Raw genomic sequence first — 21,378 nt, 5'->3', positions numbered from 1 at the left:
AGAGGCCATGAAAAGAAAAACCCCGGCGCGAGGGCCGGGGTTTGTCATCACTCGTCGAGGAAGGAGCGTAGATGCTCGCTTCGCGTCGGGTGGCGCAGCTTACGCAGTGCCTTGGCTTCAATCTGACGGATCCGCTCACGGGTCACGTCGAACTGCTTGCCGACCTCTTCGAGGGTGTGGTCGGTGTTCATGTCGATACCGAAACGCATGCGCAGCACTTTGGCTTCGCGTGCGGTCAGGCCGGAGAGCACGTCACGGGTTGCTTCCTTGAGGCTTTCGACAGTGGCCACATCAATTGGCGACTGCATGGTCGAGTCCTCGATGAAGTCGCCCAGATGCGAGTCTTCGTCGTCACCGATCGGGGTTTCCATGGAGATCGGTTCTTTGGCGATCTTCAATACCTTGCGGATCTTGTCCTCAGGCATTTCCATGCGCTCACCCAATTCCTCCGGCGTCGGCTCGCGACCCATTTCCTGCAGCATCTGCCGGGAAATACGGTTGAGCTTGTTGATCGTTTCGATCATGTGTACCGGGATACGGATGGTGCGAGCCTGGTCGGCAATGGAACGGGTAATCGCCTGACGGATCCACCAGGTGGCGTAGGTCGAGAACTTGTAGCCGCGACGGTATTCGAACTTGTCCACCGCCTTCATCAAGCCGATGTTGCCTTCCTGGATCAGATCGAGGAACTGCAGGCCACGGTTGGTGTACTTCTTGGCAATGGAGATCACCAGACGCAGGTTGGCCTCGACCATTTCCTTTTTCGCGCGGCGGGCCTTGGCCTCACCGATCGACATGCGACGGTTGATGTCCTTGATTTCGGCAATCGTCAGACCGGTTTCTGCTTCCAGGTCTACCAGCTTCTGCTGGCAACGCACGATGTCGGCGTCCAGGCGGCCCAATGCTTCAGCCCACTTGGTGCTGCGCTTGGCAAGATCGCCGCTCCAGGTCAGGTCGACTTCGTTGCTTGGGAACATGCGCAGGAAGTCGGCACGTGGCATACGTGCATCACGTACGCACAGCTGCATGATTGCGCGTTCCTGGGCCCGCAGGCGTTCCAGGGCGCTACGTACACGCTCGACCAGTACTTCAAACTGTTTTGGAACCAGTTTGATCGGCATGAACAGCTCGGCCAGTTGCAGCAGTTCGGCGATGCCTTGCTTGCTGTTTCGACCGTGCTTTTTCAGCACTTTGACCGTTGCTTCGAGCTGCTCGGCCACTGCGCCGAAACGCTGGCGAGCCACTTCCGGATCCGGACCGCTTTCGGTCTCTTCCTCGTCGTCGGAGGCTTCAGCAGCCTCTTCCTCGTCGTCATCAGCGACCGCAGCCGGAGCGGCTTTGGTGTCGACCGGTGGCGGCATTTCGGCCGGCGCGGCGATGCCGTCATCCGGGTCGATGTAGCCACTGAGCACATCGGACAGACGGCCGCCTTCGGCGGTTACACGGTCGTATTCGCTGAGGATGTAGTCGACAGTACCCGGGAAGTGGGCAATCGCACCCATGACTTCACGGATGCCTTCCTCGATGCGCTTGGCGATTTCGATTTCGCCTTCACGGGTCAGCAGCTCAACCGTACCCATTTCGCGCATGTACATGCGCACTGGGTCGGTAGTGCGACCAATGTCGGTTTCCACAGCTGCCAACGCGGCGGCCGCTTCCTCGGCGGCGGCTTCGTCGGTATCGGCTTCGGCCAACAAAAGGGCATCCGCATCCGGAGCACTCTCGAATACGTTGATCCCCATGTCGTTGATCATGCGGATGATGTCTTCCACCTGCTCCGGATCTGAAATATCCTCTGGCAGGTGGTCGTTGACCTCCGCGTAAGTCAGGTAGCCCTGCTCACGACCGCGGGTGATCAACTCTTTGATGCGAGACTGCTGTTGCGCTTTTCCGGACATAACACCCTATCCACTGAAGGTCTTGGCGGGCAAAAAAACAAGCCGAGGATTATACCCGAGCATGGACCTCACGCGCCAGTTGAGGTCGGGTTTTGTGCGGGAACATTACGGCTTAACAGGTCGCGCAGCTGATTTTTTTCCTCTGCGCTCAGTTCACTTTGACGTGCTTTCCTGAGCAAATGTTCCAGGCTGCGCTCGCGTTGGCGAGCGGACAAGCTAGTTATAGTGTCGAAAAACTGTTGTTCAAGGTTGTCGGCATCGATCAACCATTCCTTTTCTGCCAGCGCTCGCAGCAAGCGGCCTTGTTCTGTGCCGTGCCAGCGTGCGATCAGCTGTAATGAGCGTAGCTCAGGATTTTTCTGCAAGGCCTCAAGCAGCGCCACCAGTAGCTGAGCGTAATGGTGCTCTTCGGCAGCGAAGTGGCTGGCATCCTCGACTTTTTTGGCCAGTCGCGGGTGGTGCAGCAGTGTACGCAGGGCGCTCAGCGTGGGTGGCTCGACGGCGGTCGGTACCCGTGGTGGCGCCTCTTGGTTGCGGCCATTGCGCTCCCATGGCTTGCCTTTTTTGTCCCAGGGCTTGCCGTCCCACTTCTTTTTCTGGCCACCCTTGTTCGGTGTCCACTGCTGCTGTGGTGGCGTGTACTCGGGCTGATGAAAATCATTGTAATCGGGTGTGTAATCGGGCATCGCACCGTAGTCGATGCCCGGGTCGTAGCTGGGCGGCGCTTCGGTGGGCGCGCTGTGCGACAGTTGCTCGACCTGCTCGCTATTGAGGCCGGTAATTTCCTTCAGCCGATTACGCATCAGGGCGCGCAGGTTTGCACCGGGCACTTTGTCGATCAGCGGTGCGGCGAGGGTGGCCATGTGGGCCTTGCCTTCGAGCGAGCGCGGGTCGGCCTCTTCGGTCAGTCGTTGGAAAAAGTAATCGGCAAGCGGTTGAGCGTGCTGGTTGATCCGTGCGCGGAAGGCGTCTGTGCCTTCGGCGCGAATCAGGGTGTCAGGGTCTTCACCTTCGGGCAGGAACAGGAAGCGTGCCTTGCGACCATCCTGCAGGCTCGGCAGGGCAGCTTCCAGTGCGCGCCAGGCGGCATTGCGGCCAGCCTGGTCGCCGTCGAAGCAGAACAGCACGCTGGGCACCACGCGGAACAGGCGCTTGAGGTGTTCTTCGCTGGTGGCTGTGCCCAGGGTGGCTACGGCATTGCGCAGGCCTTGCTGGGCCAGGGCGATGACGTCCATGTAGCCTTCTACGACGATGATTTCATCGAGATTGCGGTTGAACTTGCGCGCTTCGTAGAGCCCGTACAGCTCCTGGCCCTTGTGGAATACAGGCGTCTCCGGAGAGTTCAGGTACTTGGGCTTGTCGTCCCCCAGCACGCGGCCACCAAAGGCGATGACGCGGCCCCGGCTATCGCGGATCGGGAACATGACGCGATCGCGGAAGCGGTCATAGCGTTTGCCGGTTTCGGCGTTCTCGATCAACAGCCCGGCGTCGATCATGGCTTTTTGCTGCAGTGTATCGCTGCTGAGGTGCTTGAACAGGTTGTCCCAGCCGGGCGGGGCGAAGCCCAGGCCGAAGTCGCGGGCAATTTCACCGGACAGGCCACGCCCTTTGAGGTATTCGACTGCTGATTTGCGCGTCGGGTGGCTTTTCAGGGCCTGGCGGTAGTACTCCGCAGCGGCTTCCAGCAGTGGATAGAGCGGTGAATCGGTCGGTTGCCGGGGCTTGTGCCCGCGCTGGCCTTCTTCGCGTGGCACTTCCATGCCGGCCGCTTTGGCCAGTTCCTCGACAGCCTGGGGAAAGTCCAGGTTGTCGTGGTCCATGATGAAGCCCAGGGCGTTGCCACCAGCGCCGCAGCCAAAGCAGTAGTAGAACTGCTTGTCGGGGCTGACGCTGAAAGAAGGGGTCTTCTCTTTATGGAACGGGCAGCAGGCAGTGAGGTTCTTGCCGGCTTTTTTCAGTTGGACGCGTGAACTCACCACATCGACGATATCGGTGCGGTTGAGGAGGTCGTCAATGAAACTTTGGGGTATCAGCCCGGCCATGGCACTCTCATCATCAGGCGATAAACCAGTGTAATCGCTAATGCTGCGGGAACGGCTGCGCATTCGAGCGTGGTCGAATGTTCATAACACAAGTGTGGAAGAGTGTGCTCGCCTGCAGCCCGTGAGGACTCGTCAGTGTTGACGTGCACAGCTGGCGTGATGCCAGTTCTGACGATTGGAAGGCCTGCTTCAACCGACGAGCGGTTTCTGCAGCTCAGGTGTTTAGGCCTGAGTAAAACATCATCTGCCGACAACCCGGCGTTTAGACCGGGTTAGGCAGAAGCGTGGTCGAACGTCTGTATTAGTACAGACGAACGGCGCGGCGCTGCTCGCGCTGGACTTTCTTGGCGTGACGCTTAACTGCAGCAGCAGCCTTGCGCTTACGCTCGGAAGTCGGCTTCTCGTAAAATTCGCGGCTACGAACTTCAGCCAGTACACCGGCTTTTTCGCAGGAGCGCTTGAAACGACGCAGAGCTACGTCGAAGGGTTCATTCTCTTTAACTTTGACGGCTGGCATCCAGAGCTACCTTCATTTAGTACCGGGGCAACGTACTCGTGGCAAAAATGTGCGCTGGAGAACGTCGGTTTTTAAGGGTTGCGGATGTTAACCCTTAGACGCTCGGAATGCAAAGCCTCTGATCGAAAACCGCTGGTCGGCATCGGGTACGGGGACTATCATGCGCGCCTTCGAATTCAGCCTATACAAGGCATAGACCCATGCTAGTACTGGGATTGGAAACATCCTGCGACGAAACCGGCGTCGCATTATACGACAGTGAACGCGGTTTGTTGGCCGACGCACTGTTCAGTCAAATCGACCTTCATCGTGTCTACGGCGGGGTGGTGCCCGAGCTTGCCTCGCGTGATCACGTCAAGCGCATGCTGCCGTTGATCCGGCAGGTGCTGGCCGAGGCCGACTGTGTCGCGACCGAGATCGATGCCATCGCGTATACGGCAGGCCCCGGGCTTGTTGGTGCGTTGCTGGTTGGTGCCTCCTGCGCCCAGGCCCTGGCGTTTGCCTGGGGCATCCCGGCGTTGGGCGTACACCATATGGAAGGCCATCTGTTGGCGCCGATGCTGGAGGCCCAGCCACCGGAGTTCCCGTTCGTCGCCTTGCTGGTTTCGGGTGGCCACACCCAACTGGTCCGGGTGGATGGTATCGGTCGCTACGAACTGTTGGGCGAGAGCCTGGATGACGCAGCAGGTGAGGCGTTCGACAAGACCGCCAAGCTGATCGGCCTGAACTATCCGGGCGGGCCGGAGATTGCCCGCCTTGCCGCTCAGGGTGTACCGGGACGCTTCGTCTTCCCGCGGCCTATGACCGATCGTCCGGGCCTGGATTTCAGCTTCAGCGGCCTGAAAACCTTTGCCCTCAATACCTGGCAGCAGTGTCAGCGCGCTGGGGACGACGGTGAGCAAACCCGTTGCGACATCTCGCTGGCCTTCCAGCAGGCAGTGGTGGAGACTTTGACCATCAAGTGCCGGCGTGCCTTGAAGCAAACCGGCCTCAAGCGGCTGGTGATTGCCGGTGGGGTGAGCGCGAACAAGGCCTTGCGTGCGTCGTTGGAAGACATGCTGGCCGGGCTCAAAGGCAATGTGTACTACGCGCGCCCAGCGTTCTGTACCGATAACGGGGCGATGATCGCCTATGCCGGCTGCCAGCGTTTGGCCGCCGGGCAGCACGAAAGCCTGGCAATTACAGTGCAGGCGCGCTGGCCGATGGAGCAGTTGCCAGCGCTTTGAAGCTGAAAGCCGTTCATGTTTCAGGTTCAGAAGTGTCGTTCGCGCCCGGCGAAAAGGTCGCGTAGATTGCCGCGATGGCGCCAGACGATCAGTATCGTCAGTACGCTTATCGGCAGCAGTGCCTCAGGTTCACGCCAGGCCAGCAAGGGCAGGGTGAGCGGTGTGGCGATCAACGCGGCCAGCGAACTGGTGCGGGTCAGGCGGAAGGTAAGCAGCCAGGCACTGATGGCCAGTAGAGCGGCCGGCGGGTAGAGGCCAAGGAGCATGCCGGCAGCAGTGGCAACGCCCTTGCCGCCACGAAAGCGAAAGTACACCGGGAACAGGTGGCCGATGACGGCGTACAGGCCGATCCAGGCTTGTTGTTGCAGGCCAAAGCCCAGCGCTTGCGCGATCAGTACGGGCAGCAGGCCTTTGCAGAGATCGCCGAGCAGGGTCAGGATGGCGAGTTTTTTTCCCGCCAGGCGCAGCATGTTGGTCGCGCCGGCGTTGCCTGAGCCGCTCATGCGCGGGTCGGGGCAGCCGTTCAGGCGGCTGAGTAGGATGGCAAAGGACAGCGAGCCGAGCAGGTAGGCGAGCAATGCCAGTAACCAAAACATGCTAACTATTCCGGGCGAGGACGCCCTGATTCTAACGGCGCAAGGCGCCCTTGTCGTGCAGCGGAGAAAAGTGCTTGGACAGAGTGTTCATCGAAGGGCTGGAAGTCGATACCGTCATCGGTGCTTACGATTGGGAGCGCGGTATTCGCCAGTGCTTGCGGCTGGACCTGCGATTCGCCTGGGACAATCGCCCGGCAGCCGCAGGTGATGACCTGACGCTGGCCCTCGATTACGCCAGCGTGTCGGCGCGCATCCAGGCTTTTGCCGAGCAGGCGCAGTTCCAACTGGTGGAAACCTTTGCCGAGCGCTTGGCCAAGGTGCTGATGGACGAATTTCAGATTCCCTGGCTGCACCTCAAGCTGACCAAGCCCGGCGCCGTCCCGGAAGCCAGCGGGGTGGGTGTGGAGATTGAGCGCGGATGTCTCTGACCACGGTTTACCTTGGGCTTGGTAGCAATACCGAGCGAGAACGGCATTTGACCGCAGGGCTTGATGCGCTGGCATCGTTCCTTGTGGACATGCACTGTTCAGCGGTGTTCGAGAGCCAGGCGGTGGGTATCAAGAGTGGCCCGTTCTTCAATCTGGTGGTGGTGGCGAAGACCGATCTGCCGCTGACGGAGCTGGATCGTCGCTTGAAGTTCATTGAGGCTGAAAACGGTCGTTATGCGCCTGAGCGCAAAGGCCTGCCGCTGGATATCGATGTACTGCTGTACGGCGATCTGGTCGGTAATTTCGATGGTCTGGTGCTGCCGCGTGCCGAAATTCTGAAAAATGCCTTCGTGCTCTGGCCGTTGTCGCTGATTGCCCCCGAACTGGTTCATGTTGAGGTCGGTAAGACCATGGCTCAGTTGTGGGCCGACTCGCATATCGAACAGGTGTTGGCGCCTGTACCGTTCGAGTGGCGCGGTCAGCAACTGACGCGTCAGGACAGCCTTGGCGACGATGCAGGCGCCGCCAAGGCTGATGAGGCGTGCTAGTGTGCGGCCGCGTCCTTGTAGGCCTTCAGCGCCTTCAGCCGCTCTGATTTAAGCGCATCACCCAAGGCTTGTCCCGTCAGGCCTTGCTGCACCAATGGCTGGACTGCGACCGCGCGTGCTGCCGTAGCCGCCCCACGCAGGTAATCCGCTTGTGGGTAGGGCCGCTGCTCCAGCCCAAGGCGCCCACGGGCGTCCATTTCGCAGGCCGCGATGAACTCCTCAAAACGCTGTGGGCGGCGATACACATCGAAGCTCTGCAACAACTCCAGCAGGGTCGACGCCTTGAGCTCCAGGGCTCGGTGGCTGTGGGTGTGGTACTCGCCGACCAGTATTGCCAGTTCCTGGCAGTCTCGCGGTGCCTTGAAACGTTGGTTGACCGCTTTGATCAAGGGCCGCCCGCGATGCTCGTGGGCAATGTGCTGTGGCCATTGCGCTTCAGGGGTCAGACCTTTGCCCAGGTCGTGCAGCAGGCAAGCCCAGCGCACGCTGAGGGGCTGTTGATGTACGGCCGCCTGTTCCAGCACGGCGAGGGTATGCAGGCCGGTGTCGATTTCCGGGTGGTGTGCAGCCGGCTGCGGTACACCGAACAACGCATCGACCTCGGGCAGCAACTCCTTCAGCGCGCCACACGCCCGTAGCACCTCAATGAAGACCTGTGGCTGGTCTTCCATCAGTGCGCGGGAGATTTCCTTCCAGCTGCGTTCTGCCGTAAGGGCCTGGAGTTCCCCGGAGGCGCTGAGTTGGCGCATCAGTTCAAGGGTTTCCGGAGCCACCTTGAAGCCCAGGTAGGCATACCGCGCGGCGAAGCGGGCTACACGTAACACGCGCAAGGGATCTTCGGCGAAAGCCGGGGAAACATGGCGTAAAATGCGTGCTTCTAGATCACGGATGCCGTTGTAGGGGTCAAACACCTGGCCGTGTTCGTCCTCGGCGATGGCATTGATGGTCAGGTCGCGGCGGATGAGGTCTTCTTCAAGGGTGACCTCGGGGCTGGCGTGAAAGGTGAACCCGCCATAGCCACGTCCGCTCTTGCGCTCCGTGCGTGCCAGCGCATATTCCTCGCCACTGCGTGGATGCAGGAAGACCGGAAAGTCGGCGCCGACCGGGCGATAGCCCAGGGCTTGCATCTGCTCGACTGTCGCGCCCACTACCACCCAGTCGATATCTGTTACGGGCCTGTTGAGCAGGCGGTCACGTACCGCGCCGCCGACCTTGTAGATGTGCATTAAAAAACCTCCGTTGATGCCACAGGATACCCTGTCCGGCAGCAACGGAGGCTGGCTTCGCTACAGGTGTACGACGGCCAGGTCGAGGCGACCGTAATCGCCGTCCGAGTGTTCGCCTTTGGGCGGCACATGGTGGGTTTTGACGATCTGGTCGCCCTGCAGGGTTTCCAGGTGGATATCGAAGCCCCAGAGACGGTGCAGGTGCTTGAGTACTTCTTCGGTGGAGTCCCCCAGAGGTTTGCGGTCGTGCTGCTGATGGCGCAGGGTCAGCGAGCGGTCGCCTCGCCGGTCAATGCTCCAGATCTGCACGTTAGGCTCGCGGTTGCCCAGGTTGTATTGGGCGGCCAGGGTTTCACGAATGGTCCGGTAGCCGGCTTCGTCGTGGATCGCAGGCACCAGCAGGTCGTCGCGTTGGTCATCGTCGAGGATGCTGAACAGCTTGAGGTCGCGGATGACCTTGGGCGACAGGTACTGCAGGATGAAGCTCTCGTCCTTGAAGCTGCTCATGGCGAACTTGATGGTCGAGAGCCAGTCGCCACCTGCGATGTCGGGGAACCAGCGACGGTCTTCTTCCGTGGGGTTTTCACACATGCGGCGAATATCGCGGTACATGGCAAAGCCCAGGGCATAAGGGTTGATGCCGCTGTAGTAGGGGCTGTCGAAACCTGGCTGGAACACCACGCTGGTGTGCGACTGGAGGAACTCCATCATGAAGCCGTCGGTCACCAGCCCTTCGTCGTACAGGTCGTTCATCAGGGTGTAGTGCCAGAAGGTTGCCCAGCCTTCGTTCATCACCTGGGTTTGCCGTTGTGGGTAGAAGTACTGGGCGATCTTGCGCACGATGCGCACCACTTCACGCTGCCAGGGCTCAAGCAGCGGTGCATGCTTCTCGATGAAATACAGGATGTTCTCCTGTGGCTCGGCCGGGAAGCGTGCGTTGTCTCTGTCGCTGTTCTTGTCGCTGTTCTTGGGTATGGTGCGCCACAGGTCGTTGATCTGTTTCTGCAGGTGTTCTTCACGGTCCTTTTGCCGACGCCGTTCTTCTTCGGCAGAGATCGGGTAGGGGCGTTTGTAGCGGTCTACACCGTAGTTCATCAGGGCATGGCAGGAGTCGAGCAGGTCCTCCACGGCATCAATGCCATGCCGCTCCTCGCACTGGGTGATGTACTGCTTGGCGAACACCAGGTAGTCGATGATCGAACTGGCGTCAGTCCAGGTGCGGAACAGGTAATTGCCCTTGAAAAAGCTGTTGTGACCATAGCAGGCATGGGCCACCACCAGCGCCTGCATGCAGATGGTGTTTTCTTCCATCAAGTAGGCGATGCACGGGTCGGAGTTGATGACGATCTCGTACGCCAGGCCCATCTGGCCGCGGCTGTAGGACTTCTCGGTGCTGAGAAAGTGTTTGCCATACGACCAGTGGTGGTAGCCCAGCGGCATGCCGACCGAGGCATAGGCATCCATCATCTGCTCGGCGGTGATCACCTCGATCTGGTTGGGGTAAGTGTCCAAGGCATAGCGCTCTGCCAGGCGGCCGATCTCACGGTCATAGGCCTGGATGAGTTCGAACGTCCATTCGGACCCCGTGGAAATGGGTTGGCGCTTCTGTTCTCTGGCGGTCATGTCACTAACCTGCGCTGGAAGAGTTCACGGAAGACCGGATAGATATCACCGGCCGATACCAGTTGTTGCTGGGCGAATGTGTCGGGGAAGGACTCGCCGATGCGCTCATACTCGAACCACAGGGCCTGGTGCTCGCGTGGGGTAATCTCGACGTACGTGTAGTACTGCACGAAGGGCATGATCTGCTTGCTGAGGATCTCGCGGCAGATCGGCGAGTCATCATTCCAGTTGTCGCCGTCCGAGGCCTGGGCGGCGTAGATGTTCCACTCGTTGGCCGGGTAACGTTCGGCCATGATCTCCTGCATCATTTTCAGGGCGCTGGAAACGATGGTGCCGCCCGTCTCCCGTGAATAGAAAAACTCTTCCTCGTCCACTTCGCGGGCACTGGTGTGGTGGCGGATGAACACGACTTCGATCTTGTCGTAGTTACGCTTGAGGAACAGGTACAGGAGGATGAAAAAGCGTTTGGCGATGTCCTTGGTCGCCTGGGTCATGGACCCGGAAACGTCCATCAGGCAGAACATCACGGCTTTTGAGCTTGGGTTGGGCTGTTTGACCAGCAAGTTGTACTTGAGGTCGAAGGTATCAAGGAAGGGTACGCGATGAATGCGCGCACTCAACCGCTCTATCTCCGCTTCTATGGCTTGAATGTCGCCGAAATTGTCAGGTTCTTCCTGTTTCAGTCGGGCAAGTTCTTCCTGAGCCTCGCGCAGTTTGGCGCGGCTGCTGCCAGACAGGGCAATACGCCGTGCATGGGCAGAACGCAATGTGCGAATGATGTTGATGCGTGACGGGTTGCCTTCGTTGCTGATACCGGCGCGTACGGTTTTGAAGGTGTCGGTACCGGCCAGGTGACGCTTGACCAGGTTGGGCAATTCGAGGTCCTCGAACATGAATTCGAGAAACTCTTCCTGGGTGATCTGGAAGACGAACTCGTCCATGCCTTCGCCGGAGTTACCGGCCTTGCCGCGTCCACTGCCGCCACCGCCGCCTTGAGGGCGGGCGATATGTTCGCCAGCGGTAAACTCCTTGTTGCCGGGGTGGACGACGGTCTGCTTGCCGCCGCGGCCATGGTGCAGCACCGGCTCGTCAATATCGCGCCCGGGAATACTGATCTGCTCGCCGTGCTCCATATCGGTAATGGAGCGGCGGCTTACGGCCTCCTCGACGGCTTTCTTGATGTGGTCGCGGTAGCGCCGCAAGAAGCGCTGGCGGTTAACCGTGCTCTTGTTCTTGCCGTTCAGACGTCGGTCGATCACATAGCTCATGACTGCTCCTTATGAAGCCGTCTTGGAAAACCTTAGGCGGGTCAATCGGCCAGAACATCCGAAACGGACTGCTCGGGTACGCACTGAGTGTGGCTGAACCACGCCGCCAGCTTTCCGACAACTTCCCTCAAGCCTGTGTAGCAGATATTGCTGACACAGGCTCTGGGCTAACGACAACCGGTGCTCCGGTTGCGGGTTATTGTGACTTTCTGACCCGCAGGTACCACTCGGAGAGCAGCCGGACTTGCTTGTCGGTGTAACCGCGTTCCACCATCCGTGTGACGAAGTCGTTGTGCTTTTGTTGATCCTCTTTGCTGGCTTTGGCGTTGAAGCTGATGACAGGCAGCAGGTCCTCGGTGTTGGAGAACATTTTCTTCTCGATGACCACACGCAGCTTCTCGTAGCTGAGCCAGGTCGGGTTCTTGCCGTTGTTGTTGGCCCGGGCGCGCAGCACGAAGTTCACGATCTCGTTGCGGAAATCCTTCGGATTGCTGATACCGGCCGGTTTTTCGATCTTCTCCAGCTCCTCGTTGAGGGCAATGCGGTTGAGGATCTCGCCGGTTTCCGGATCGCGGTACTCCTGGTCCTGAATCCAGAAGTCGGCGTAGAGCACGTAGCGGTCGAAGATGTTTTGACCGTACTCGCTGTAGGACTCCAGGTAAGCGGTCTGGATTTCCTTGCCGATGAACTCGATGTAGCGGGGCGCCAGGTACTCTTTCAGGTAGCGCAGGTAACGCTCGCGCACTTCAGCCGGGAACTGTTCCTGTTCGATCTGCTGCTCCAGCACATACAGCAGGTGTACCGGGTTGGCGGCGATTTCGTGTGGGTCGAAGTTGAAGACCTTGGACAGGATCTTGAAGGCAAAACGGGTTGAAAGGCCGTTCATGCCTTCATCGACCCCGGCCGCGTCGCGGTATTCCTGGATCGACTTGGCCTTTGGATCGGTGTCCTTGAGGTTTTCGCCGTCATAGACGCGCATCTTCGAGTAGATGTTGGAGTTCTCTGGCTCCTTGAGGCGCGACAATACGGTGAACTGGGCAAGCATCTTCAGGGTGTCGGGCGCGCAATGAGCCTTGGCCAGGGAGCTGTTGAACAGGAGTTTGTCGTAGATCTTGATCTCATCGCTGACGCGCAGGCAGTACGGCACCTTGACGATGTAGATCCGGTCGATGAACGCCTCGTTGTTCTTGTTGTTGCGGAAGCTGTGCCATTCCGATTCGTTGGAGTGGGCCAGCAGGATCCCGGAGTAGGGGATCGCGCCCAGGCCTTCGGTACTGTTGTAGTTACCTTCCTGGGTTGCGGTCAGCAACGGGTGCAGGACCTTGATCGGCGCCTTGAACATCTCGACGAATTCCATCAGGCCCTGGTTGGCCCGGCACAATGCCCCCGAGTAGCTGTAGGCGTCAGCGTCGTTCTGTGGGTACTCCTCCAGCTTGCGGATATCGACTTTACCGACCAGTGCAGAGATGTCCTGGTTGTTCTCATCGCCAGGCTCGGTCTTGGCCACCGCGATCTGGTTGAGGATCGAGGGGTAGAGTTTGACCACCTTGAACTTGCTGATGTCGCCGCCGAACTCGGACAGGCGTTTGGTGGCCCATGGCGACATGATGGTATTCAGGTAGCGCCGCGGAATGCCGTACTCTTCCTCAAGGATGCTGCCGTCTTCTGCGGCATTGAACAGCCCCAGCGGAGACTCGAAAACGGGTGAGCCCTTGATGGCGTAGAAGGGCACTTTCTCCATCAACTGCTTCAGCTTTTCTGCCAGTGACGATTTACCGCCGCCGACCGGACCGAGCAGGTAGAGAATCTGCTTCTTCTCTTCCAGGCCCTGAGCGGCGTGGCGGAAGTAGGAAACGATCTGGTCGATACATTCTTCCATGCCGTGGAAGTCTTCAAAGGCCGGGTAGCGCCGTATGACCTTGTTGGAGAAAATCCGCGACAGCCTCGAGTTGTGCGAAGTGTCGATCAGCTCCGGTTCGCCAATAGCCATCAGCAGGCGTTCGGCCGCCGAAGCATAGGCACTGCGATCTTTCTTGCAGAGCTCTAGATACTCTTGCAGCGAAAGTTCTTCCTGACGGGTGGACTCGAAACGTTGTTGGAAGTGGCTAAAAATACTCATGACGTCACCTCGCTCGATACGTGGAGCCGACGCCGGATCAATCAGCTGATGCTGGCAAACAATCAGTTTCCCGATTGCTTCATACCCCCCAGAACACCTCTAAAGTCGCTACCGATGACCCGCACGCCGGTGTACCGGCTCTCCCCTTTTTGGATGGCCTGAGCCTAAGAATAGTTCGGAATCGGGGAGGTCAAGGGCGGTTGCGTGATAAGTTCGCCACGACCGTTCGTCAGATCTGGCGCCAGCCCACAGGGGACGTGGGCTGGAGGGCCGTGAAAAAAATTATTCGGCGTCGCCTTGAGCGGTTTGCTCGGGGTAGACGCTACGCCACAGTTCGAAACCGCCATCAAGGCTGTAGACGTCGGAAAAGCCCTGGCTGACCAGATAGGCTGCTGCGCTTTGGCTGGAATTACCGTGGTAGCAGACCACCACCAGCGGGGCATCAAGGTCGGCATTGCGGATGAAGTCGGCAACCGACTGGTTATCCAGGTGCTGAGCACCTGTGATGTGGCTGGCGGCGTAGGTCTGTGGATCGCGAATGTCGACCACGACCGCACCTTGCTCACGCAGCGCTTGGGCTTGCTCGGGAGGGATGCGTTTGAATTCGCTCATGGGGGTTCCTTCAGGAGTGATCAGCCATCTGAGAGGCTGCAGGCATTGAGGGTTGTGGGCGCAGGCTGCCTTCGCTGCTGCATTCGCACTCGAAGCGCTCACCGGTGTCGACGTTCATCAGGGTCATGGACCCGCCCCAGACACAGCCGGTGTCCAGTGCGTACAGGCCGGGTACGTCACATCGGCCTTCAAGCGCAGCCCAATGACCGAAGATGATCTTCAGGCCGTGGGTGCGTCGCTCCTTGTGACTGAACCAGGGCGCGTAGCCGGGGAGCGCAGTATCGACCCCCTCCTTGCCTTTGAGGTCGAGCTTGCCGTCACTGGTGCAGAAGCGCATGCGGGTGAAGTAGTTGGTGATGACCCGCAAGCGCGTCACCCCGTGGAGGCTCTTGTCCCACTTGTTCGGTTCATTGCCGTACATGCCGTCCAGGTAGGGCTTCAGGCGTGTGTCATCACGCAGCACTTCCTCGACTTCCGCGGCCAGGCGCCGAGCCTTGTTCAGGCTCCACTGCGGCGGGATGCCAGCATGCACCAGGGCGATTTCGCGTTGTTCATCGTAGTGCAGCAGCTTTTGCTGGCGCAGCCAGTCGAGCAGGTCTTTGGCGTCTGGGGCCTCGATGATCTCGCGCAGGGTGTCACTCTTTTTCAGGCGCTCGATATTGTGCCCGGCCGCCAGCAGGTGCAGGTCATGGTTGCCCAGTACGCACACCAGTGAGTCACGCATGCCATAGAGGAAGCGCAGGGTTTCCAGCGATTCCGGGCCACGGTTGACCAGGTCACCGACCAGCCACAGCGTATCGACGGTAGGGTTGAACGCTACGCGCTTCAGCAGGCATTTGAGGGGTTGCAGGCAGCCTTGCAGGTCGCCGACGGCATAAACCGCCATCAGTGCAGAGCCCCAGGCACTGCAAGCCTGAATGGAGCGATGATCGCATCGAAGCGTTTGCCGTCTTCGGCAAACATCTGGTAGGTGCCTTGCATGGTGCCAACACGCGTGCTGATGACCGCACCGCTGCTGTAGGTATGGCTGGCTCCGGGCTCGATCAGCGGTTGCTGGCCAACCACGCCGGCACCGCGTACTTCTTCGACTTCGCCATCGCCGTTGGTGATCAGCCAATGCCGGGACATCAGCTTGGCGGGCAACTGGCCGTTGTTCTGCACCGTGATGGTGTAGGCGAAGGCATAACGGTCGTTGTCGGGTTGGGACTGCTCGGGAAGGAATCGGGTGACGACGCTGACGTCGATCTGGTAGCGAGGATCAGACATGCAAAGGGCCTTAAGCAAACGCGAATGCTGCAATTGCTTCAGTCTAGGCCAAAGGCGGGGCGGCCGGCCAGCCGTGAATGCACGGTTGACCGGCGGGAGGCTTATTCGGCGCCGTTCTGCTCGGCCAGTTTGTCGGCCAGGCGGACAAAGGCGGCGAGATCGAGTTGCTCCGGACGCAGGCTGCCATCGACATTGGCCGCCTCGATCGCCTCGCTGCTGAGCAGCGCCTTGAGGGTGTTGCGCAAGGTCTTGCGGCGCTGGTTGAAGGCTTCACGAACAATGCGCTCAAGTAGCCGGTGGTCTTTGGCTGGGTGCGGCAGGGTTTCGTGAGGCACCAGGCGGACGATGGCTGAATCAACCTTGGGAGGCGGGTTGAAGGCGCCAGGCCCGACGTTGAACAGGTGCTCGACCTTGCAATGGTACTGAACCATGATCGACAGACGTCCCCAGTCGCCGCCACCAGGCCCTGCGGCCAGGCGCTCGACCACTTCTTTCTGCAGCATGAAGTGCATGTCACGGATCAGCCCGGCGTTATCCAGCAGGTGGAAAATCAGCGGGGTGGAGATGTTGTACGGCAGGTTGCCGACGACACGCAGGCTGTGTGGGGCGGCCCCCAGGCTGGTGAAGTCGAACTTCAGGGCATCGCCCTGGTGCAGGCGGAAGTTGTCACGGCCGGCGAACTGGTGGTTGAGGATCGGGATCAGGTCCTTGTCCAGTTCCACCACGTCCAGCTCTGCGCCACTGCCCAGCAGGCCTGCGGTCAGTGCACCCTGGCCTGGGCCGATTTCCAGCATGCGCTCGCCTGGGCGAGCGTGAATGGCACGCAGGATACGGTCGATAACGCCTGCGTCATGCAGGAAGTTCTGGCCGAAGCGCTTGCGCGCCCGGTGTTGATATTGCTCACTCATAAACGGGTCTCGGCCATCTGATAGGCGGTTTCCAGGGCGACCTGCAGGCTGCCGGTGTCGATCTTGCCGGTTCCGGCAAGGTCCAGGGCGGTGCCATGATCAACCGAAGTGCGGATGATCGGCAGGCCCAGGGTCACGTTCACTGCAGCGCCAAACCCTTTGTACTTGAGTACGGGCAGGCCTTGGTCGTGGTACATCGCCAGCACTGCATCGCAGTGCTCCAGATATTTGGGGGTAAACAGGGTATCGGCGGGCAATGGGCCGCGCAGGTCCATGCCTTCGCTGCGCAGGCGCGCCAATGTCGGTTCGATAATGTCGATTTCTTCGCGGCCCAGATGGCCGCCTTCACCGGCATGCGGGTTGAGGCCGCAGACCAGGATGCGCGGGTTGGCGATGCCAAACTTGTTCACCAGGTCGGCATGCAGGATACGCGTGACGCGCTCCAGCCGCTCCTCGGTGATGGCGTCGGCCACGTCGCGCAAGGGCAGGTGAGTGGTCACCAGCGCAACACGCAGGCCGCGTGTCGCCAGCATCATTACCACCTGCTGGGTGTGGGTGAGGTCAGCAAGAAACTCGGTGTGGCCGGAGAAGGCGATACCGCTCTCGTTGATCACGCCTTTGTGCACCGGCGCGGTGATCATGCCCGCGAAATGGCCATCCAGGCAGCCTTGGCCCGCACGGGTGAGGGTTTCCAGCACGAAGGCGGCGTTGGCTTTATCCAGTTGCCCAGGCACCACAGCGGTTTGCAGCGGTGTATCCCAGACATACAGGCTGCCTGCGTCGGCAGGTGTATCCGGGAAGGCATCGGCAGACACGGGCAGCAGTGTGACGGCCACGCCCAACTGCGCGGCCCGCTCGGCGAGCAGGTCACGGTTGGTAATGGCGATCAGAGGGTAAGGCTGGGCGTGTGCAGCGAGCAGCAGGCACAGGTCTGGACCTATGCCGGCCGGCTCGCCGGGTGTCAGGGCGAAACGTTGGCGTTTCACTGGGCGGCCTGGGCCGCGCCGGGGAGCTTGATTTCAACGTAGGCTTCGTCACGAATCTGACGCAGCCAGGTCTGCAGCTCCTCGTCGTACTTGCGGTTGCGCAGTACGGTCAACGCTTGTTGTTCGCGGGCTTGAGTCGTGCTGTCGGTGGCGCGGCGACCCAGCACTTCAAGTACGTGCCAGCCGTATTGGGTCTTGAAGGGCTTGGACACTACACCTTGCTGGCTGTTTGCCATGACTTCGCGGAACTCTGGCACCAGGGCGTTCGGGTCGATCCAGTTCAGGTCGCCACCATTGAGCGCCGAGCCTGGGTCTTCCGAGAAGCTCTTGGCCAGTTCAGCGAAGTCTTCCCCGGCCTTGATCCGGTCGTAGAGCTTTTCCACCAACTGCTTGGTTGCGGCTTCGCTGCGGATCTCGCTTGGCTTGATCAGGATGTGACGAACATGGACTTCGTCACGAACCTGGGTTTGGCCACCACGCTTGTCCAGCAGCTTGAGGATGATGAAGCCCCCTGGCGTACGCACTGGCTCTGTAACATCACCGACCGACAGGGAACTCAGCAGGCGGTCGAACGGTGGCGGCAGTTGAGCAGCTTTGCGCCAGCCCATCTCACCACCTTCCAGTGCCGTTTCGCTGGCGGAGCGGGCGATAGCCAGTTGGCCGAAGTCAGCACCCTGCTTGAGCTGCTGGTACACCTCGCCGGCTTGCTTGGCAGCAGCCTGGATTGCAGCCGAGTTGGCGCTTTCCGGGGTCGGGATCAGGATGTTCGCCAGGCGGAACTCTTCAGAGAGTTGCATCTTGCCCAGGTCCGAGGCGAGGAAGTTCTTCACTTCCTGCTCCGACACTTGAATGCGCTCGGCTACACGGCGTTGACGCACACGGCTGATGATCATCTCGCGGCGAACCTGCTCGCGGGCGTCCTCATAGGAGAGGCCGTCGCGGGCCAGGGCTGCGCGGAACTGATCGATGCTCATGCCATTGCGCTGGGCAATGGTGCCAATGGCCTGGTTCAGCTCTTCATCGGTGATGCGGATGCCGGAACGGTCGCCGATCTGCAATTGCAGGTTCTCGACGATCAGGCGTTCCAGTACCTGCGGCTCCAGGGCGCTGGCTGGCGGAACGCCAGAACCGCGCTTGGCGATGGTTTGCTGCACCTCGTGCACACGTTGGTCCAGTTGGCTTTGCATGACCACATCGTTATCGACGATGGCCACCACGCGGTCCAGTTCCTGTACCGCGGCATGCACTGCGGAACTCAGCAATACAGCGCCCAGCATCAGCGGGCGCAGACAATCAATAAGCTTGGTCTTCACGTGTACGATAACCTTGAATGCCTTCGTCGAGGAACGTCTCGACCTTGTTGCCCACTACGCCACCGAGACCTTTGAGTACGATCTGCAGGAAGATGCCGTGGTCGCCTTTTTCGTTGCTTGGTGCGTCCTGGCTGAACTCGTCGTAGTCGATCCAGTAGCGGTTGATCAGACGCAGTTTCCAGCAGCAGTTGTCGTACTCGAAACCACCGAAGGCTTCCAGCGTACGGTTGCGGTTGTAGTCATGCTGCCAGCGAGCGATGGCATTCCACTGCGGAACGACCGGCCAGATGACAGAGAAGTCATGCTGCTGGATCTTGTAGTAGTCCTTGACGTAGTTCGCGTCACCCGGCTTGCCATAGTCGCCACCACCCACCTGCCATTTACCAGTGGTCTGGTCATAGCGGACGGCATCGTTACGGTAGCGATAGCCGAGGTTGACCACTTTGTTGACGTTGTCTTCAGGCTGGTAGTGGAACATCGCACTGCCCGAACGGGTGCTGCGGCTGTCCGGATCCCAGTTGAAGTCGGAGTTCAGGCGCCAGTCGCGGTTGAAGCGGTACTGGTATTCCAGCGCGTAGGGCGAGACATTCGCTTGGGCATCTTCGCGATCACGCCAGTCAATACGCGGCAACTGGACTTTGCGGTCCTTGAAGTACAGGGCCTGGCCAATGCTGAAGCGTTGCCGTTCGAAACCGTTCTCTTCAATCCAGCGGTTGGTCACGCCAAGCGACAGTTTGTTCTCGTCGCCGATGCGGTCGGAGCCACTGAAGCGGTTCTCACGGAAGAGTGAGGAATAGCTGAAGGTGCTTTCGCTGGTGTCAAAGACTGGGATATCAGTCTGGTCTTTGTAAGGCACATACAGGTAGAACAGTCGCGGTTCCAGGGTCTGGCGGTAGTTCTTGCCGAACCATTGGGTGTTGCGGTCGAAGTACAGGCCGCTGTCCACGCTGAAGACAGGGACGTCACGGTTCTGCGAGCTTTTGAAGGTCTCGCCATCGGCCAGTGTGTCTTTCCCGCGCTGATCCAGGTCCAGGTTGTAGTCGGTGTAGACGTAGGTCAGCGATGGTTTCAGGAAGCCATAACCGGTTTCCAGCGGCAGGCTGATTCGTGGTGCCAGGTTGATTCGGTCACCATTGGCACGTGCCAGGCCCGAAACGCGAGTGTCATACCAAGGGCTGGCGACCCCGTTTTCATCGACAAAGTCGCCGGTGCGCAGATCGCGCTCAAAGCGTGCGAACTCGGTCTTGTAGGAAAGGTCCAGCCCGCCTGGATGGTACGGCAGCTTCCCGTTGAAGGTGATTTGCGGCAACCGGTCGTATGGTGTGATCCGGGTGATCGTCGCCAGCTCGTAGGCCTGCACGTTCAACCGCGCCGTGTAATCCTCGGCACGGTAGGTGAGCGCACCCTGCTGGTTCACGTAGTCGCGGCTTTCAACGCCAATCTGGTCGGTTTCCAGATCCTGGAAGTAGTACGGATCGCTGATGTCGGTGTAGTCGACTTCAGTCATCAGGCGCGAGTCAAGGCCGCCTTTGTGCTGCCAGTTGATCATCCAGCGCTGGTCCTTGTAGTCGGACTGCAGCTTGCGTTCGTCTTCCTTGTCGTTCAACCAGGCGCCGCCGAATTGGCCTTCGCTGGACTCGGTCAGGTAGCGGAACTCGCCTTCCATCAACAGGCCGCGCTTGGCCATGTAGCGCGGGTACAACGTGGCATCGTAGTTCGGCGCCAGGTTGAAGTAGTACGGGGTGACCAGCGTGAAGCCGCTGTCGCTGCTGGTGCTGAACGACGGTGGCAGGAAGCCGGATTGGCGACGGTCGTCGATCGGGAAGTAGATGTACGGTGTATAGAACACCGGGAAATCCTTGACCCGCAGGGTGACGTTGGTCGCGGTGCCGAAACCGGTGGCCGGGTTCAGCGTGATGTTGTTGCCCTTGAGCTGCCAGGCGTTGCTGTTCGGCTCACAGGTGGTGTAGGTACCGTCTTTCAGCCGGATGATGGCGTTTTCGGCGCGCTTGGCATACAGGGCGTTACCGCGGATGTGTGACTTGTGCATCACGTATTCGGCGTTGTCGACCTTGGCTTCGCCAGTGTCGAGCTGAATATCGGCGTGATCGCCAACCACCAGCGAGCCGTTGTCGCGAATCTTCACGTTGCCTTTGAGTTCACCACGGTTTTCAGCCTGGTACAGGTTGGCTTCATCGGCCTCGACCTGCATGCTGCCCTGGCGCATCACTACGTCACCGGCGAGCTGAGCGATCTGCTGCTCCTGCTGATAGCGCGAAACCTTGGCACCAATGAAGGTCGGTGCTTCGTCTTTCGGGGTGCTGTCGTTCATGCCGGGGCGGGTTGGCTCGACATAGGCGCCACCACAGTACGGGCCGGTCTCGGCCAGTTGTGCAGGGGTCAGCTTGTCACGGGGTACCCAGTCAAGATGGCTGTAATCGGCGCTACGCGATTTCAGTACACGGCCTTTGCTTTCAGTGACGAGCATCGGGCCTTTGCCCGGCTCTTCAGCCGCTTCGGCAGCGGGTGCCGAGGTTTCGTCGGTCGAGCTGACGGCGGCGCCTGGGTGCACAGGACGTGGAGGCAAGTTGGCAGTAGTGGTCTTGGGCTTGCAGTCCCAACCGCCGGCAGCAGACACTTGACAGTCGAACTGTTCTGCGGCGACCACATACGACGTCGCCAGAGGTTGCATGGCCAGCAAGCCGCCGGTAACCAGCAACGGGAATTTTTTACGAAACGCGGGGGATTTCAATGCCATCTTATTAGTCCGGGCTTCCTGCGTGCCATCTGCCCGCGTGTGGG

The 21,378-nt window shown here is 59.9% G+C and carries 18 protein-coding genes; 3 read left to right on the top strand and 15 right to left on the bottom strand.

What is annotated here, in order from left to right; genetic code table 11:
- Nucleotides 1-47 precede the first annotated feature (47 nt).
- The 3 genes from rpoD to rpsU all read right to left on the bottom strand — a co-directional run bounded on the left by rpoD (nt 48) and on the right by rpsU (nt 4,457).
- Nucleotides 48-1,898, bottom strand: a complete 1,851-nt coding sequence (gene rpoD / locus AB7M23_RS04220; protein ID WP_065759045.1) for an RNA polymerase sigma factor RpoD — start codon at nt 1,896-1,898, stop codon at nt 48-50.
- A 68-nt stretch (nt 1,899-1,966) separates the two neighbouring features.
- On the bottom strand, nt 1,967-3,940 hold the full coding sequence (dnaG, locus tag AB7M23_RS04215; protein ID WP_065759044.1) for a DNA primase: 1,974 nt from the start codon (nt 3,938-3,940) through the stop codon (nt 1,967-1,969).
- A gap of 301 nt (nt 3,941-4,241) precedes the next feature.
- Nucleotides 4,242-4,457, bottom strand: a complete 216-nt coding sequence (gene rpsU, locus AB7M23_RS04210; protein ID WP_002551877.1) for a 30S ribosomal protein S21 — start codon at nt 4,455-4,457, stop codon at nt 4,242-4,244.
- Nucleotides 4,458-4,657: 200 nt separating this feature from the next.
- Here rpsU and tsaD point away from each other — a divergent pair, with 200 nt between their 5' ends.
- The gene (gene tsaD, locus AB7M23_RS04205; RefSeq protein ID WP_102052168.1) at nt 4,658-5,683 is read left to right on the top strand and encodes a tRNA (adenosine(37)-N6)-threonylcarbamoyltransferase complex transferase subunit TsaD; all 1,026 of its coding nucleotides are present in this window, start codon (nt 4,658-4,660) and stop codon (nt 5,681-5,683) included.
- Between the two features lie 26 nt (nt 5,684-5,709).
- Here the strand turns inward: tsaD and plsY are convergent, their stop codons facing one another.
- Nucleotides 5,710-6,279, bottom strand: coding sequence for a glycerol-3-phosphate 1-O-acyltransferase PlsY (gene plsY / locus AB7M23_RS04200; protein ID WP_102052167.1), 570 nt, complete (start codon nt 6,277-6,279; stop codon nt 5,710-5,712).
- 74 nt (nt 6,280-6,353) lie between these two features.
- Here plsY and folB point away from each other — a divergent pair, with 74 nt between their 5' ends.
- Both folB and folK read left to right on the top strand, forming a co-directional pair.
- Nucleotides 6,354-6,707 (top strand): dihydroneopterin aldolase, encoded by a 354-nt coding sequence (gene folB, locus AB7M23_RS04195; protein ID WP_065759041.1) that lies wholly within the window; start codon nt 6,354-6,356, stop codon nt 6,705-6,707.
- On the top strand, nt 6,698-7,255 hold the full coding sequence (folK, locus tag AB7M23_RS04190) for a 2-amino-4-hydroxy-6-hydroxymethyldihydropteridine diphosphokinase (protein WP_454240257.1): 558 nt from the start codon (nt 6,698-6,700) through the stop codon (nt 7,253-7,255). Before folB ends, folK begins: the two co-directional genes overlap by 10 nt.
- Here the strand turns inward: folK and AB7M23_RS04185 are convergent.
- The 11 genes from AB7M23_RS04185 to AB7M23_RS04135 all read right to left on the bottom strand — a co-directional run bounded on the left by AB7M23_RS04185 (nt 7,252) and on the right by AB7M23_RS04135 (nt 21,334).
- On the bottom strand, nt 7,252-8,481 hold the full coding sequence (locus AB7M23_RS04185; RefSeq protein ID WP_454240256.1) for a multifunctional CCA addition/repair protein: 1,230 nt from the start codon (nt 8,479-8,481) through the stop codon (nt 7,252-7,254). The two genes, folK and AB7M23_RS04185, sit on opposite strands and share 4 nt — an antisense overlap.
- A gap of 60 nt (nt 8,482-8,541) precedes the next feature.
- Complete coding sequence (locus AB7M23_RS04180; protein WP_065759038.1) at nt 8,542-10,104, bottom strand: SpoVR family protein; 1,563 nt, start codon at nt 10,102-10,104, stop codon at nt 8,542-8,544.
- Complete coding sequence (locus tag AB7M23_RS04175) at nt 10,101-11,372, bottom strand: YeaH/YhbH family protein (protein WP_065759037.1); 1,272 nt, start codon at nt 11,370-11,372, stop codon at nt 10,101-10,103. Before AB7M23_RS04175 ends, AB7M23_RS04180 begins: the two co-directional genes overlap by 4 nt.
- A gap of 196 nt (nt 11,373-11,568) precedes the next feature.
- Entirely contained in the window at nt 11,569-13,491 is a 1,923-nt protein-coding gene (locus tag AB7M23_RS04170; RefSeq protein ID WP_065759036.1) for a PrkA family serine protein kinase, read from the bottom strand.
- 282 nt (nt 13,492-13,773) lie between these two features.
- Nucleotides 13,774-14,103 (bottom strand): thiosulfate sulfurtransferase GlpE, encoded by a 330-nt coding sequence (glpE, locus tag AB7M23_RS04165; RefSeq protein ID WP_454240255.1) that lies wholly within the window; start codon nt 14,101-14,103, stop codon nt 13,774-13,776.
- A 10-nt stretch (nt 14,104-14,113) separates the two neighbouring features.
- Entirely contained in the window at nt 14,114-14,989 is an 876-nt protein-coding gene (locus tag AB7M23_RS04160; RefSeq protein ID WP_454240254.1) for a symmetrical bis(5'-nucleosyl)-tetraphosphatase, read from the bottom strand.
- On the bottom strand, nt 14,989-15,369 hold the full coding sequence (gene apaG / locus AB7M23_RS04155) for a Co2+/Mg2+ efflux protein ApaG (RefSeq protein WP_099775990.1): 381 nt from the start codon (nt 15,367-15,369) through the stop codon (nt 14,989-14,991). Before apaG ends, AB7M23_RS04160 begins: the two co-directional genes overlap by 1 nt.
- A gap of 101 nt (nt 15,370-15,470) precedes the next feature.
- On the bottom strand, nt 15,471-16,277 hold the full coding sequence (gene rsmA / locus AB7M23_RS04150; RefSeq protein ID WP_330522819.1) for a 16S rRNA (adenine(1518)-N(6)/adenine(1519)-N(6))-dimethyltransferase RsmA: 807 nt from the start codon (nt 16,275-16,277) through the stop codon (nt 15,471-15,473).
- A complete protein-coding gene (pdxA, locus tag AB7M23_RS04145; protein ID WP_065759031.1) occupies nt 16,274-17,263 on the bottom strand; it encodes a 4-hydroxythreonine-4-phosphate dehydrogenase PdxA in 990 nt (329 codons plus the stop codon). The genes rsmA and pdxA overlap by 4 nt, the downstream gene beginning before the upstream one ends.
- Entirely contained in the window at nt 17,260-18,576 is a 1,317-nt protein-coding gene (surA, locus tag AB7M23_RS04140; protein WP_454240253.1) for a peptidylprolyl isomerase SurA, read from the bottom strand. Before surA ends, pdxA begins: the two co-directional genes overlap by 4 nt.
- Nucleotides 18,557-21,334, bottom strand: coding sequence for an LPS-assembly protein LptD (locus tag AB7M23_RS04135; RefSeq protein ID WP_454240252.1), 2,778 nt, complete (start codon nt 21,332-21,334; stop codon nt 18,557-18,559). Before AB7M23_RS04135 ends, surA begins: the two co-directional genes overlap by 20 nt.
- Between the last annotated feature and the right edge of the window lie 44 nt (nt 21,335-21,378).

The organism is Pseudomonas sp. HLS-6 TE3448, assembly GCF_053629555.1.
Note: the sequence above shows the minus strand (reverse complement) of the source record. Positions and strands in the feature narration are given on the sequence as shown.